This window comes from Rudanella paleaurantiibacter (assembly GCF_009184635.1).
Taxonomy (GTDB): Bacteria; Bacteroidota; Bacteroidia; order Cytophagales; family Spirosomataceae; genus Rudanella; species Rudanella paleaurantiibacter.
The window spans coordinates 321,275-336,400 of sequence record NZ_WELI01000002.1 but is presented as its reverse complement, the minus strand read 5'-3'; the positions used below and the strand labels follow the sequence as shown (position 1 = coordinate 336,400).

Annotated in this window: 11 protein-coding genes; 8 read left to right on the top strand and 3 right to left on the bottom strand. The window is 56.4% G+C overall.

What is annotated here, in order from left to right:
- Nucleotides 1–174 precede the first annotated feature (174 nt).
- A complete protein-coding gene (carB, locus tag F5984_RS06160; RefSeq protein WP_152123399.1) occupies nucleotides 175–3,051 on the bottom strand; it encodes a carbamoyl-phosphate synthase large subunit in 2,877 nt (958 codons plus the stop codon).
- A gap of 564 nt (nucleotides 3,052–3,615) precedes the next feature.
- On the opposite strand from carB, the gene F5984_RS06155 reads away from it, so the two are divergent.
- From F5984_RS06155 to F5984_RS06145, 3 genes are read left to right on the top strand one after another with little or no spacing between them, the layout of a single operon-like run.
- Complete coding sequence (locus F5984_RS06155) at nucleotides 3,616–5,052, top strand: hypothetical protein (protein ID WP_152123398.1); 1,437 nt, start codon at nucleotides 3,616–3,618, stop codon at nucleotides 5,050–5,052.
- 24 nt (nucleotides 5,053–5,076) lie between these two features.
- Nucleotides 5,077–6,642, top strand: a complete 1,566-nt coding sequence (locus F5984_RS06150; RefSeq protein ID WP_152123397.1) for a hypothetical protein — start codon at nucleotides 5,077–5,079, stop codon at nucleotides 6,640–6,642.
- Between the two features lie 29 nt (nucleotides 6,643–6,671).
- Nucleotides 6,672–8,183, top strand: a complete 1,512-nt coding sequence (locus F5984_RS06145) for an amidase (protein ID WP_152123396.1) — start codon at nucleotides 6,672–6,674, stop codon at nucleotides 8,181–8,183.
- A gap of 127 nt (nucleotides 8,184–8,310) precedes the next feature.
- On the opposite strand, the gene F5984_RS06140 is transcribed toward F5984_RS06145, so the two are convergent.
- Nucleotides 8,311–8,727 carry a DUF3244 domain-containing protein gene (locus tag F5984_RS06140; RefSeq protein WP_152123395.1) on the bottom strand — a complete coding sequence of 139 codons (417 nt, stop codon included), beginning with the start codon at nucleotides 8,725–8,727 and terminating at the stop codon, nucleotides 8,311–8,313.
- Between the two features lie 205 nt (nucleotides 8,728–8,932).
- Complete coding sequence (locus F5984_RS06135; RefSeq protein WP_152123394.1) at nucleotides 8,933–9,364, bottom strand: T9SS type A sorting domain-containing protein; 432 nt, start codon at nucleotides 9,362–9,364, stop codon at nucleotides 8,933–8,935.
- 206 nt (nucleotides 9,365–9,570) lie between these two features.
- Between F5984_RS06135 and F5984_RS06130 the strand changes: the two genes are divergently transcribed.
- The 5 genes from F5984_RS06130 to eboE all read left to right on the top strand — a co-directional run bounded on the left by F5984_RS06130 (nucleotide 9,571) and on the right by eboE (nucleotide 15,115).
- Entirely contained in the window at nucleotides 9,571–10,260 is a 690-nt protein-coding gene (locus F5984_RS06130; protein WP_152123393.1) for an EboA domain-containing protein, read from the top strand.
- 195 nt (nucleotides 10,261–10,455) lie between these two features.
- Nucleotides 10,456–11,391: a TatD family hydrolase gene (locus tag F5984_RS06125; protein ID WP_152123392.1), complete on the top strand. Its 936-nt coding sequence runs from the start codon at nucleotides 10,456–10,458 to the stop codon at nucleotides 11,389–11,391.
- An 86-nt stretch (nucleotides 11,392–11,477) separates the two neighbouring features.
- Nucleotides 11,478–12,353 carry a UbiA-like protein EboC gene (eboC, locus tag F5984_RS06120; protein ID WP_152123391.1) on the top strand — a complete coding sequence of 292 codons (876 nt, stop codon included), beginning with the start codon at nucleotides 11,478–11,480 and terminating at the stop codon, nucleotides 12,351–12,353.
- A gap of 220 nt (nucleotides 12,354–12,573) precedes the next feature.
- On the top strand, nucleotides 12,574–13,737 hold the full coding sequence (locus F5984_RS06115) for a 3-dehydroquinate synthase (RefSeq protein ID WP_152123390.1): 1,164 nt from the start codon (nucleotides 12,574–12,576) through the stop codon (nucleotides 13,735–13,737).
- Nucleotides 13,738–13,867: 130 nt separating this feature from the next.
- A complete protein-coding gene (eboE, locus tag F5984_RS06110; protein ID WP_152123389.1) occupies nucleotides 13,868–15,115 on the top strand; it encodes a metabolite traffic protein EboE in 1,248 nt (415 codons plus the stop codon).
- The last annotated feature ends 11 nt before the right edge of the window (nucleotides 15,116–15,126 follow it).

Below are 15,126 nucleotides of genomic sequence, written 5' to 3'. Positions count from 1 at the left end.
TTTTTGGTGAATTGTTTCAGGTTGAGTGGGGTGGTGGGTATGTGTTAGTGACAACGACCGGTTTAAGGGCATTGTTATACGCCATAAAACAGTTGTGCCACAGCCTGAGCAGGCTGTGGCACAAAATCGTTCGTAATCGGTAAGCCTTACTGGGTAATTTTTACCGGGTAACGCTTACCGGCTCAGGTACAGGTTCCGCTCCGAGTACACTTTCAGGAAGAAATCGTCGTGCAGGTCGTCGATGAAATAGATACCTTCGCCCGTCGATTTCATTTCGGGGCCAAGCTCCTTGTTTACGTTCGGGAATTTGTTGAACGAGAATACCGGAATCTTGATCGCGTAGCCTTTCTTCACCGGCTTGAAGGTGAAGTCAGTCACCTTGTTGGCACCCAGCATCACCTTGGTGGCGTAATTCACATACGGCTCCTGGTAGGCTTTGCAGATAAACGGCACCGTCCGGCTCGCGCGCGGGTTGGCTTCGATAACGTATACTTTTTCGTCTTTGATGGCAAACTGAATGTTGATCAGACCAACCGTTTTCAGCGCCACGGCGATTTTCTTGGTGTACTCTTCAATTTGGCCTATTACGGCCTCGCTCAGATCGAACGGCGGCAGCAGGGCATACGAGTCGCCGGAGTGAATACCCGCCGGTTCGATATGCTCCATAATCCCGATGATGTACACGTTCTCCCCGTCGCAGATGGCGTCGGCTTCGGCCTCAATCGCGTTTTCGAGGAAGTGGTCGAGCAGGATGTTGTTGTCTGGAATGTCCGACAGAATCTTCATCACGTGCTGCTCCAGCTCGGTTTCGTTAATCACGATCTTCATCGACTGCCCGCCGAGTACGTAACTGGGGCGCACCAGCAACGGGAAGCCAAGGTCACGCGAGAGCTCGATGGCGGCTTCTGACTCGCGCACCGTACCGAATTTAGGGTACGGAATGTCGAGTTTGCGGAGCATGTCGGAGAACAGGCCCCGGTCTTCGGCGAGGTCGAGGGCTTCCCAGCTTGTACCGATAATCTTGATGCCGTAGCGGGTCAGTTTTTCGGCCATTTTGAGGGCCGTCTGGCCACCCAGCTGCACAATAACGCCCTCGGGCTGCTCGTGCATAATGATGGCGTGTACGTGCTCCCAGAACACCGGCTCGAAGTACAGCTTATCGGCTACGTCGGGGTCGGTCGAAACGGTTTCGGGGTTACAGTTGATCATGATCGTTTCGTAACCCGCTTCTTTGGCGGCCAACACCCCGTGTACGCAGGAGTAATCGAACTCAATACCCTGCCCGATACGGTTGGGGCCTGAGCCCAGAATAACCACTTTCTTGCGGTCTGAGCGAACCGACTCGTTACCGGGCAGGTCGGATACCGGCTCGGGGCGGTCCTGCGTGATGGGCAACTGATTGTTAAACGTCGAGTAGTAGTACGGCGTTTTGGCCTCAAACTCAGCCGCGCAGGTATCCACACACTTGTACACCCGGCGGATGTTGTGGTCCTGACGGTACTGGTAAATCTTGCTTTCTTTTACCTGCAACAGGTGCGCCAGCTGCCGGTCGGCGTACCCTTTCTGCTTGGCCGTGCGGATAAGTTCGGCCGGTACATCGTCCAGGTCGTACTGCTCAATCTCGCGCTCCAGCTCAATCAGTTCTTCAATCTGATGCAGGAACCAGGGGTCAATTTTGGTCAGTTGCCGAATCGTGCGGAACGACATCCCAGCCTTAAATGCATCGTAGATATGGAACAACCGGTTCCAGCTGGGGTGCGCCAGGCTTTGCTTGAGGGCGTTGATGTCGGTCAGTTCGCGGCCATCGGCACCCAGACCATTCCGCCGGATTTCGAGCGACTGACACGCTTTCTGCAAGGCTTCCTGGAAGTTGCGACCAATACCCATTGTCTCGCCTACCGACTTCATTTGCAGACCGAGCGAGCGGTCGGAGCCCGGAAACTTGTCGAAGTTCCAGCGGGGCACTTTCACAATCACGTAGTCGATAGCGGGCTCAAAAAACGCCGACGTTGTGCCCGTAATTGGGTTAATCAGCTCGTCGAGGTTGTAGCCAATGGCCATTTTGGCGGCAATCTTGGCAATGGGGTAGCCCGTGGCTTTTGAGGCCAGTGCCGACGACCGGCTCACCCGTGGGTTCACCTCGATTACGATAATGTCGTCGGTTTCGGGGTTTACCGAGAACTGAATGTTACAGCCCCCCGCAAACTGACCAATGCCGTTCATCACCTTGATGGCGAGGTCGCGCATTTTCTGGTATAGCGTATCAGGCAGGGTCATGGCCGGGGCCACCGTGATCGAGTCGCCGGTGTGAATGCCCATCGGGTCGAAGTTCTCGATCGAGCAGACAATGATAAAGTTACCGTTGCCGTCGCGCAGCAGCTCTAACTCGTACTCTTTCCAGCCCATCACGCTTTGCTCCACCAGCACCTCGTGTACGGGCGATGCGTGCAAGCCGTTGGTCAGAGCCTTGTCGAATTCTTCGGGCGTGTTAACAAAGCCCCCGCCGGTACCGCCGAGCGTAAACGAAGGCCGGATTACGAGCGGGAAGCCAATCTCCTGCGCAATTTCTTTTCCTTCCAGAAACGAGCGGGCCGTGCGGCCTTTGCAAACGCCCGCGTCGAGCTGAAGCATCAGCAGGCGGAATTTCTCGCGGTCTTCGGTCGTCTCAATCGCTTTGATGTCGACCCCGATAATTTTTACGTCGTACTTTTCCCAGACACCCGCTTTGTCGCAATCGATAGCGAGATTGAGAGCCGTTTGGCCACCCATGGTAGGCAGTACCGCATCAATGGGCTTGCCCATCTGCCGGTGCTTTTCCAGAATCTCGACAATCGATTTTTTCTCCAGCGGCTTCAGGTACACATAGTCAGCGTTGATCGGGTCGGTCATGATCGTCGCCGGATTGGAGTTGATCAGGGCCACTTCGATGCCTTCCTCGCGGATAGAACGGGCGGCTTGGGAGCCAGAGTAGTCAAACTCACAGGCCTGACCGATGATGATGGGGCCAGAGCCGATGATAAGTACCGAGCGGATGTTGGCGTTTTTGGGCATTTCTGAGCGGGGTAATAAAACGGTCCGGCGGTCCGGCGATCCGGCGCTCCGGAATGTGCAAAGCAAACTGGGCAAAGTATATTTTTGGCCGTTGGCTCCGGGAAGCGTAAGGCCAAAAATCCCGCAAAATTAGGGGTTAAACCGCATACCTTAATGCAGTTACGTAGTTTATAGTTTGTAGTTTATGATTTTTTGAAGGGATACTCTGTGTAATCGCCTATTTATTAGATAGTTGGGCTTGGTCTCGGTGGGAATGAATTCCAATAGCACGTGAATGACGCGCACAAAGCAGGTGAATGTGAATTGGCACGCGGATGGCACAGATTAGGCGAATCGTCGCGGATTGATAGTCCCAAAGTGGTCAGTATCTCTGGAAATAGCTAGTACCCGGATCAGCGTTCATCCGCTTCATCCGTGTCGTCTGCGTGCCAAGTGAATGTGAATAGTGTGCGACTACTTCGGAGAAGACAGGAGCGCACTGAGTCAGAAAACCCGCAAATACCTACCTTGTAGAAACCATCACGTTCGACAAACGGATACTTTTGTCGTAAACGAAGTTTGTTCATGCAGCACATCCACCCGCGAAAAGGATATCTGGTTAGTTTGGCGCTGAGTTTGTTGCTCGGGCTGGGCGGTTGTGGCGATGATATCGAAACGGTGTTTCCGGCTCCCATTCTGCCCGGTGGTGGGTTTAATCCTCCGCCTGTTATTCCGGCCCCGCAGCGCATCTTTCTGGAAAACAGTCAGGTAAAAGTAGGTGTCGACCTCAACGCGGGCGGGGCCATCACCTACCTGGCCGATGCGCTCACGGGCGTTAACATGGTCAATAATTACGATCTGGGCCGACAGCTTCAAACGAGCCTTTACTCCGGCCCGGTGCCCTTTGAAGAAACCGGTAACCGTCCTATACCCCAGTGGATTGGCCTCGGCTGGAACCCCGTGCAAACGGGCGATATGTACAACAACCCCTCTCAGGTGCTTGCGTACCGTAAAGACAGTACCAACCGACTGTACGTTAAAACGGCCCCGCTTATCTGGCCCCTGCGCAACCGGCCCGCCGAGTGTGTGATGGAACACTGGCTCGAACTCCGGGGTAATGTGATTCGGGTGCGTAGCCGCACTCAACTCGCCCGCCCCGACACCACGCAGTATCAGGCCCGCACCCAGGAGGCCCCCTGTATGCACCTCAACGCACCCTATTACCGGGTTCTCACCTATACCGGCGACAAGCCCTTTACCAACGACGGCCTCTTTGAGTTCAACGCTCCGCACGCCATTACTGAGCGGTATGCCACCGAAAACTGGGCCGCTTTGGTCGATAAGAACGGTTGGGGCGTAGGCATTTACCGGCGCAATGAGTTCCGGTTTATTTCGGGCTTTTTTGGGGCTACCGGCGTTGGGGGTGAACGTGATGACGATACGGGCTACCTGACCGCTATTCCGTTTCAGGTGATGGACCATAACGGCGTATTTGAGTTTGAATACGACCTGATTGTGGGTTCGGTGGACCGGATTCGGCAGTATGTGTACAGCCAGCCCCGGCCCGATACGGGTCCTAATTTTCGTTTCACCACCGACCGGCAGGGCTGGCATTACTACAATACCCGCGATAGTGGCTGGCCTATTCGCAACGAGCTGTCGGTACAGTGGGGCCGCAACGACCCGACCCTGCCGAGCTTTGCTATTAAGTCGCCCAAGGGATTCTGGCGGGCGGCCGACGTTCGGCGAATTGTGCTCGAAGCCGCGTTTACTACCTCGGCCAAAACCGCCCGGCTCAACTGGCGCAAACCCGGCGATCAGGAATTTGAAGTGCTCCGAAGCGGTGGAGTCGACTTTCCGATCATTGGCGATGGGCAGTTTCGTACCTATACCATTGATTTGAGCCGTGCGCCCGGTTGGGAAGGTATTATTTACCAGATTCAGCTCGAAGCGACGCCGGGCGAAGCGCCATCTGCCAACGAGCGGAGCGGGCGGCTACGGTTACGGAGCGTGAGTCAGTAATCTACCCTTTTTGTATCTTTGTCTATGCGCCTTTTCTATCCATACCTGTTGTTGTTACTGGCCGGGCTGGCTTCCTGCAAGCCCAGTGTCGAAACGTTTTATCCCATTGGCACCACCCCGCCCGGCAGTACTACCGGTGGGGGCTCGGTGACACAACCCGGTGGCGGTTCGACCTCCACGGGTACGACCCCTCCGCAAACGGGGCAGCCACCCATCAATGTACCCGGTGGGGGAGGGGGCAACTCAGGCACCGGCTGGACTTCGGTGTTTAATCCCAACCTGCCCGCCCCGCCCGCGGCTCCGGGTGTGCCGCGTCTGGTAATCCTGAGTAATGCCAAAGTACGGGTAGGGGTCGATCTGGTGGCCGGGGGCGCCATTACGTTTCTGACCGATGGCCCGCGCGGCATCAACATGGTCAATAACTTTGACCTGGGTCGGCAACTTCAGACCAGTCTGTACTCCGGCCCCATTCCGTACGTGCAGAATGGCAAACAGCCCGCTTTTGTCTGGCGAAACCTCGGCTGGAACCCCGTGCAAACGGGCGATATGCACAACAATCCGGCTCAGGTAATTGGCTATCAGCAACTCGATAGTAACCGGATTTATGTGAAGACCATCCCGTTAGTATGGCCTCTGTTCAACGAACCTGCTGAGTGTGTTATGGAGCATTGGCTTACTCTGCGCGACAATGTGGTGAACGTGCGGAGCCGTACCCAGGTGAACCGGCGCGATACCACACAGTACGAAGCCCGTGCGCAGGAGGTGCCTTGTGCGTATCTCAACGCTCCGTTCAATCAGATTGTGACCTACACGGGGGCGCAGCCCTTCACCAACGCGGCTACCGTTAACCTCTCGGCCGAAAAAGATATGGCGGTGCGGCAGGCCACCGAAAACTGGACGGCCCTGCTCGATAAAAACGGGCGTGGTTTGGGCTTGCACGTCCCGAATCAGTTCCGGTTTGTAACGGGCTTTCTGGGTTCGTCGAGTACCGGCACTGAGTTCGACGACCCCACGAGCTATCAGGCGGCTACCCCGCTGGTGGTCATGGACCATAATACCGTGTACGAGTATGAGTACAACCTGATTATCGGTACCGTGGCCGATATTCGGGCGTTTGTGTACGCGCAGCCCCGGCCCGAAACCAAACCGAATTTCCGCTTTACCAACAGTCGGCAAGGCTGGCATTACTACAATACCACCGACGCGGGCTGGCCTATTCAGAATGAGCTGGTGGTGCGCTGGAACCGGGCCGACCTGAACAAAAGCGCGTTTAGCCTGAAAAGCCCGCGCGTGTTCTGGCGTGCCGCCGACCTCAATAAAATCTACGTTCAGGCGGCCTTCACAACGGCTGCCCGCACGGCTCGTTTCAACTGGCTCAAGCCGGGCGATGGCGATTTTGTGGGTACCCCCGACCGGGTGGTCGACTTCCCGATTATCGGCGATGGGCAGATGCGTACCTACGAAATTGACCTGACCAACCGCAGTGGCTGGGATGGGCTCATCTACCAGATTCAGCTCGAAGCCACACCGGGTGGGGAAAACCCCAACGACAAAATCAGGCTCCGGTCGGTAACGGCCGAGCGGCCTTAGTGCCTACCTAAAACCACCTACACTGTACCATGACTGCTCCTGCCCGGCCTGCAATGGCCTTTGATGAATACCGCCAATACGATGCTATGGCCCTGGCCGAGCTGGTTCGGCGCAACGAAGTAACCCCGGCCGAACTTCTCGAAACGACCATTGCCCGCGCCGAAGCGGTAAACCCCCAACTGAATGCCATTGTAACGCCCCTGTACGACAAGGGCCGCGAAATGACTACCCAACTGCCGGGTGTTGGCCCGTTTCGGGGGGTGCCGTTTCTGCTCAAAGACCTCGAACTCGAATGGGCGGGCGTACCGCTCAAGTCGGGCTGTGTGGGTTATCAGAACTACGTGCCCCAAGCCGATAGCGAAGCCGTAACCCGTATGAAGCAGGCCGGCCTGGTGCTGTTTGGGAAAACCAACACGCCTGAGTTTGGGCTTACGCCCTACACCGAGTCTAAACTCTACGGCCCGGCCCGTAACCCGTGGAACCCGGCCCACTCGCCGGGTGGTAGCAGCGGGGGCTCGGCCGTGGCAGTCTCGGCGGGTATTGTCCCGATGGCGTCGGCGAGCGATGGGGGCGGCTCTATCCGGATTCCGGCGAGTAGCTGTGGCCTGTTTGGCATGAAGCCCTCCCGTGGGCGGATACCCCTCGGTCCGGCCAACGGCGAAATGTGGTCGGGGGCGGTGGTGACCCATGCCGTGACCCGTTCGGTGCGCGACAGTGCGGCCCTGCTCGATGCCCTGAGCGGTCCCATGACGGGCGACCCCTATTTTTTGCCCAACCCCGACCGCCCCTTTGCCGAGGAAGTCACCCGCGAGCCCGGCCAACTGCGCATTGGCTTCTCGACCGAGGCCCTGATTCCAGCGCAGCCCACCCACCCCGAATGCGTCAGGGCGGTTCAGGATGCCGCCAAACTGCTCGAAAGTCTGGGGCATCAGGTAGAGGAAATTAAGCTGCCGTACAGCAAAAGTATTCTGACTGAGGCTTTTTTTACGATGGTGGTAAGCGAGACGGGCGCTACCCTGCGCGAACTGGCCAACCACCTCGGACGGTCGGTCCGGCGCGACGACGTTGAGCTGAACACCTGGGCCATTGCCCGCATGGCCGAAGGGTTTTCGGCGGTCGATTACGCCTTTCAGAAACGACGCTGGAACGAGCTGACCCGGAGTATGGGCCTGCTGCACGACCGATATGACGTTATTCTGACGCCCACGCTACCCCGGCCCCCTATCGAAATTGGTTTGTTTCAGAACACAGCCGCCGAAAACCGGATGATTCGGCTTGTGGATACCCTGGGCGGCCTCAAGCGGCTCAAAGGCAGCAAGATTATGGACGAGCTGGCCGAGAAATCGCTTGGCTACATCAGTTTTACGGGCATTGCCAACATGACCGGGCAACCGTCAATGTCGGTGCCCCTGCACTGGTCGGCGGATGGGTTGCCGGTCGGGACCATGTTTACGGCCATGCTCGGCGATGAAGCTACGCTGTTCAGGCTGGCCGGGCAGCTCGAAAAGGCGCAGCCCTGGTTTGAGAAGGTGCCGTCTTGAAAAAACACCCCGGTTCGCGTTGGCGGGCCGGGGTGTTTAAAAGGAAAGGAATATAGGAATAGGGCACCTAATTGTTTTACCTCACTGTTGTTTGGGAGGCAAGGTGCGGCTGGCCTCCACAAATTCGTTATTGAATACTTAGCTGACGAGTTGGTTGCTGCTCGGGCGACTTCAGCGTGAACGAGTATTCACCTACTTTTTCTTTACCCATAATCCGAACCTGATACACACCGTCGGGCAGTTGCTCGATGTTGAATTTCATGCTGTAGGCACCGGCCTGCTTACTCACAAATTGCTCGGCCATTACGCGGCCTTCGCTATTCGTAAACTCTACCCGGAGGGCTTCGCCGGCTGGCTTTTCAACGTTTACGTTCAGGACCCGACCCGCGCTAACGGCAAAGGCGGCATGGCGTACGGTGGTGATGGCGTTGTTGTCGCGCTTGATGGGCCGGGCTTCAACGGCGCTGGCCGAGACAAACAAAAGGGCACAAAAAGCAACGAAAAGGGACAGGCCTAAAAGGATGGATTTAATGACAGTTTTCATATTTGTACTCCGTGGAGTGGTTCAAAAGTTTTTGTTGTGTTGTTGTTCGCTTTGAACACTGCAAAGTTGTGACAGTCAGTGCCATTCGTAAAAACGATAATGCGTCAAGCGGTAAAAGGAACGGCTGAATGGTTTAAAAAAACCGTTGAACTGTCGAAAATCAGGATGGCATTTAACGGGTTTTTAACCCTTTTCCACCGCTCGTTTAGTTCAGGGTTACCAACCGGTTGGGTAGCTGTTCCTGTAATCCCGGCGACGACAGTTTGAACGTCCGTTCGCGGACCGAATTCCCGTCGGAGATGCGGAACGTGTACCGGCCGTCGGGCATGTTGCTGAGGTCAAATTTCTGGTTGAACCGGTTTACCCGGGCATTGTAAGTCTGGCTGTGCAGTAAGCGGTTGCTGGCGTCGAAGAGCTCCACTTTGATACGGGCGCGCGGGTCTTCCTTTTCCACGTTCATCCAGAGTTTGAGCGGGGTAGCCGCCGGGAAAACAACGGCTTCAAGGCGGGGTTTTTCTTCGTAGTAGGCTTCAGCCGAAGGTTTCGACTGGGCCATGGCTGGCGTTGAGAGGGCAGAGGTGCACAGGGCAGAGGCACCCAAAAGCAGAGCGGCAGAGAAGGCTACGAACGGTTTCATGGGAGTAGTTTATTTGTTGTTTCACCTCAATGATGCTGATAGGCGTAGGGGGGCGCGGGAGTTTGGGATGAGTGGTCGAAAAATGGGTAAGAAAGGTTTTCGGCCTCTTGTCCCCCGGCGCTACGTGACCGAAATCAGTCCGGGGGCCTACAGAAATCAGGCTATTTTTAAAAGAGTATTGAGCCCCCCCATCGTACTTTTGTCTAATGGATATGCGACCTGTAAGCTCACTTTTGTTTGCCCTGCTCGAACAGCAGCCCGACGCCGAACGCGCCCTCACCTGGCTTCGGCAGCAACTCGATTTATACCGTAACCAACCGACCAACGCCGTATTTTACCGGGTCTTTACGGCCATGCCCCGGTTTACCGGTAAGGCCCCCGTGGTGGTTTCTGACGAGATGGCTACGGCCTTGGCCGAGGCTCGGCCCGGTTTTGTGCTTGTCGACTGGACTATGGACCGGCTGGCCCGTGTGTGGTGGCTGCTTCAGTACCCATCGGCCGACCGGGAGGTGTATCAGCGCGGTATCACCGAACTGTTTCGGGCGGCCGAAATGAACGAACTGGTGGCGCTGTACTCCGCCCTTCCCGTACTTGAATACCCCGAAGACTGGCGTTTTCAGGCCACAGAGGGGGTTCGTAACAACATCGCCGATGTGCAGGCGGCTATCATGTTGCATAACCCGTACCCGGCTGAGCAACTCGACGAAGCCGCCTGGAATCAACTGGTCATGAAAGCCTTTTTTATTGGCAAGGATGTGACGCAGATTCAGGGCTTGTGGGCGCGTAATAACCCCCGTTTGCAAGCTATTTTGCACGATTTTGCCGCCGAGCGCCGGGCCGCCGGACGCGAGGTTCCCGAACATTTGCCCAAACTAATGAGCGATACCATTGAGTGAATGAGTGAAGTTTTAGACAGAGCCAGTCACTCATCCGCTCAATCACTCATTCACTCAATGGTATCGCTCTTTACAATTCATACAGCTAAGTGAATGTACAATGCATAATGAATAATTGGGTTAACTGTTGACAGTCAGTTTTTTCATTGTACATCTTACACTGTACATTATACATTTAATTCTGCTTGACTGCTTATGTCTTCTTTCTTAGAGTCAATACGGGGCATGAAGTTTTTCGACATGCACGTGCATATGATTTCCCGCACTACCGACGACTATCAGGCTATGGCCGATGCGGGTATTGTGGCCGTACTGGAACCGGCGTTCTGGCTGGGGCAGCCCCGTACCGGCGTCGATTCGTTCCGGGATTACTACGCCAGTCTGGTTGGCTGGGAGCGGTTCCGGGCGTCGCAGTTTGGTATCCGGCATTATTGCACTATGGGCCTCAACTCTAAAGAAGCCAATCAGGAGGCTTTGGCTGAGCAGGTGATGGAGATTCTGCCGCTGTTCATTTACAAAGAGGGCGTTGTGGGTATCGGCGAAATTGGTTTCGACGACCAGACCCCCGCCGAAGAAAAATACTACCGCGCCCAGCTTGAACTGGCGAAGGAAGCCAACCTGCCTGTGCAGGTACACACGCCCCACCGCGACAAAAAACGGGGTACTACCCGCAGTATGGACATTGCTATTGAGCACGGCATTGACCCCGGCATGGTTATCATCGACCACAACAACGAGGAAACCGTACGCGAGGTGCTCGACCGGGGTTTCTGGGCGGGCTTCACCATTTATCCGTTCACCAAAATGGGTAATGAGCGCATGGTGGAGGTGGTCCGGCAGTATGGCCCCGACCGAATCATGATTAACTCGGCCGCCGACTGGGGCATCAGCGACCCGCTGGCTGTACCGAAAACGGCAGCGCTGATGAAACAGAACGGTATTTCGGACGAGGCTATCCGGCTTGTGACCCTCGAAAACGCTGTGACCGCCTTTGCCCCCAGCGGCCAAATCAGCCTGAGCGATTTCGACCAGCCGCTCACCATCGACCAAAGTCAGCGTTTCAACGGTTCGTCGGTACTACGCGGTGGGCAGGCTCCCCGCATTGACAAAGATTCGACCATCATAAAATAGTGATGAGTGATGAACGATGAGTGATGAACTGGCTGACAAACAACTTTTATCATTCATAGTTCATCACTCATCGCTTATCACTCTTTATGCTTTTTCCCCTTCTCCGCCTGACTCGCCCGGCGAATTTGATTACCGCCGTAGCTGATGTGCTGGCGGGTATGGCGATTGCCGGTTATCTGACGCTCCCCGATGCGGCCCCGGCCCCTGTGGGTTGGCTCTGTCTGGCTACGGTGGGCTTGTACGGGGGCGGGGTGGTGTTCAACGATGTGTTCGATGCCAAGCTCGACGCCGTGGAGCGCCCCGAACGGCCCATTCCGAGTGGGCGCGTGAGCCTGATGGCCGCTACCACCCTCGGTGCCATACTGCTGGCGGTGGGCGTGGTGGCCGCATTTATGGTAAATCCGCTGTCGGGCTGGCTGGCTGTGGCTACCGGCGTGGCCGCTTTGGTGTATAACCGGTTCAGTAAGCATCACGCGCTGATTGGCCCCATCAATATGGGGCTGTGCCGGGGGCTCAATCTGCTGCTGGGCGTGAGCGTGTTGCCCGATCAGGTGCAGCCGTGGGCCTGGCTGGGGGCAGTGCCGGTGCTGTACATCGGGGCCATCACGGCCATTAGTCAGGGCGAAGTACACGGGGGCAACACGCGCACGCTACGGGTGGCGGGGTTGCTCTACGGGGCCGTCATTGCCATTATTGCCGCCATTGCGCAGTCGCGGGGGCAGTTGGGTACGGCCCTGCCCTTTCTGGTTATTTTCGGCTATTACATTTTTGTGCCGCTCTGGCAGGCCGTGCGCGAGCCGGTTGGCCGCAACATCGGTATGGCCGTAAAAGCAGGGGTTTTGTCGTTGATTGTGATGAATGCGGCCTGGGTAGCTTCCTTTGCTTCATTTCCGTTTGCGCTGCTGGTCATGTGTTTGTTGCCGTTGTCGCGGTTGCTGGCGCGGTTGTTTGCGGTTACGTAGCAATGTATCTTTGAAAGATAAACAGGTCACCCGGTGGCCCGTTTTGTTCAGAGTAGAAACGAATTGCTTCCGTTTTTGGTAGTTATTCAGAAGCTGGTTGTGTCGGTCCTTTAAGGTAAATACGATAGACACAGACAGCTTGTTTAGGCGTACAACAACCGTTAAAAAAGTAGGCCGTGCTTGTTCGATGTGAACACGGCGCGCCTTGGCGTCAACTAACATGAATCAACTTAATCAGTCATTCAGCGTCCGCTTTACCTATAGCATCAGCTTCACCGACGGCCTGTTTGATTCGCACAATACCTTGCTGGCCGATTTTCTGGCCGCGCAAAGCACCGAAGCCTTACGCAAAAAGCTGCTCTTTGTGATTGATGCGGGCGTACTGGCGCACTTCCCCGATCTGGGCGACCAAATCCGGGATTATTTCGCCGGGCAAACCAACGTCGAACTGGTCGATGATCTGGTGACGGTGCCGGGTGGTGAACCCGCCAAAAATGACCCCGCTCTGGTTGAGCGGATCATTGATGCGGTAGACCGCTACGGAATCGACCGGCACTCGTACGTGGTGGGTGTCGGGGGCGGGTCGGTGCTCGATCTGGTGGGCTACGCGGCCGCTATTGCGCACCGGGGCATCCGACACATTCGGATTCCGACCACGGTGCTCTCGCAAAACGATTCGGGGATCGGGGTGAAAAACGGTGTGAACTATCGCGGGAAGAAAAACTTCCTGGGCACGTTTGCCCCGCCCGTTGCGGTGTTCAACGATTACCGGTTTCTGCGGACCCTCGACGAGCGCGACTGGCGTTCGGGGATGGCTGAGGCCGTGAAAGTGGCGCTAATCAAAGACGCGCCCTTCTTCGACTGGATCGAGGCTAATGCTCTGGCACTGGCCAACCGCAACGAAGCGGCCATGCAGTACCTGGTGTACCGCTGTGCTGAACTGCACATGAACCACATTGCCGGGGGCGACCCGTTTGAGCAAGGCTCGTCGCGTCCGCTCGACTTTGGTCACTGGAGCGCGCACAAGTTAGAACAGCTTACCGGTTTTTCGTTGCGGCATGGCGAGGCTGTAGCCATTGGTATGGCCCTCGATTGTCAGTACGCTCACCTGCTCGGCTATCTGTCGGATGAAGACCTGAACCGGGTATTGGCCGTTCTCGAAACGCTCGGTTTTGCCTTGTACGACCCGGCTCTCGATCAGGACGACAGCGCGGGTGTGCTGCGTGGCCTGGGCGAGTTTCGCGAGCACCTCGGCGGTCGGCTGACCATTCTGCTGCTGCGGGGTATCGGCTACGGCGAAGAGGTCAACGAAATGGACGAAACGCTCCTCCGGCAGGCTATTCACTTGCTGGCCAACCGGCAGCCGACCCTGGCACTCGACTAAATGTGGTTTATGGTTTATTGTTTTTGGTTTGTAGTTTTTGACGGTTGCTATAAACCGCAGCCCCGACCACTACAAACGATAAACCAAAAACCATAAACACTCTCTCGCCCATACCCCAACGACCTTCATCATGCATACATCTCTCGGACACCTCGGCTACTGTACCAACATTCACGCCGGGGAACACTGGGTTGAGCACTTTGCCGCTCTGCAACGGGCCATTCCTCCCCTCAAGAACCGCCTGACACCCGATGCTCCGCTAGGGCTCGGTCTGCGCCTGTCCGACGTGGCGAGTACCGAACTGGCGGCTGGCACACGCGTAGCTGAATTGCGCCAATGGCTGACCGAAACGGGCTGCTATGTGTTTACCATGAACGGGTTTCCGTTTGGTGGTTTTCACGGCGTGCGAGTCAAAGATGCGGTACACAAACCCGACTGGACCACGCCTGAGCGTGTGGCCTACACCAATCGTCTGTTTACGCTGCTGGCACAACTGCAAACAGGCCCGTTAACAACGCAGCCCGGCATTTCAACCTCCCCCCTGTCGTACCGGCATTGGTTCCGGTGGGGCGATGCCGACGCTCGCGATGCTGTGTTTACCCAAACCACGCAGAACCTGCTGGAGGTAGTTACGCACCTTGTAAAGCTGGAAGCCGAAACGGGACTGGCTATGCACCTCGACTTAGAGCCCGAACCCGATGGCCTGCTCGAAACGGCCGATGAGTTTGTGCGCTGGTTTACCGACTACCTCCTGCCTATGGGCGAGCGGCATCTGGCCGGGGAGTTTGGCATGAGCGCAGCGGCTGCGGGCGAGGCTCTGCGTCGGCACGTGCAGCTGTGTTACGATGTGTGCCATTTTGCCGTAGGCTACGAACGCCCGGCCGATGTGCTGACCAAGCTTAAGGCGGCCGATTTACGAGTCGGGAAAATTCAGATTAGTGCAGCCCTCAAGGCTACGTTCCCTGCCGAGACCGAAGGGCGGGAGGCTATTCGGCAGGCTTTTGCCGGGTTCAACGAGCCCACGTACCTGCATCAGGTGGTGGCCCGTACACAAGCCGGTGAGCTGGTTCGGTTCAACGATTTGCCCGATGCGCTGGCTCAGTTTAGCGAGGCTCATGCCGAATGGCGGTCGCATTTTCACGTGCCTATTTTCGTAGAAGATTACGGCCTGCTCCAATCCACGCAGGACGATATTCGGGAGGTACTTCGGCTACAGGCCGAAACCCCGTTTACCGATCAGATGGAAGTAGAAACCTATACCTGGGAGGTGCTGCCCGAAGGTCTCAAGCTAAACCTTGTTGACTCTATCGAGCGCGAACTGAACTGGGTAAGACAAGTAGTGAATCGGTCCGCCGAAGCGGAGCGATTGAGTGAATGAGCGAATGGCGC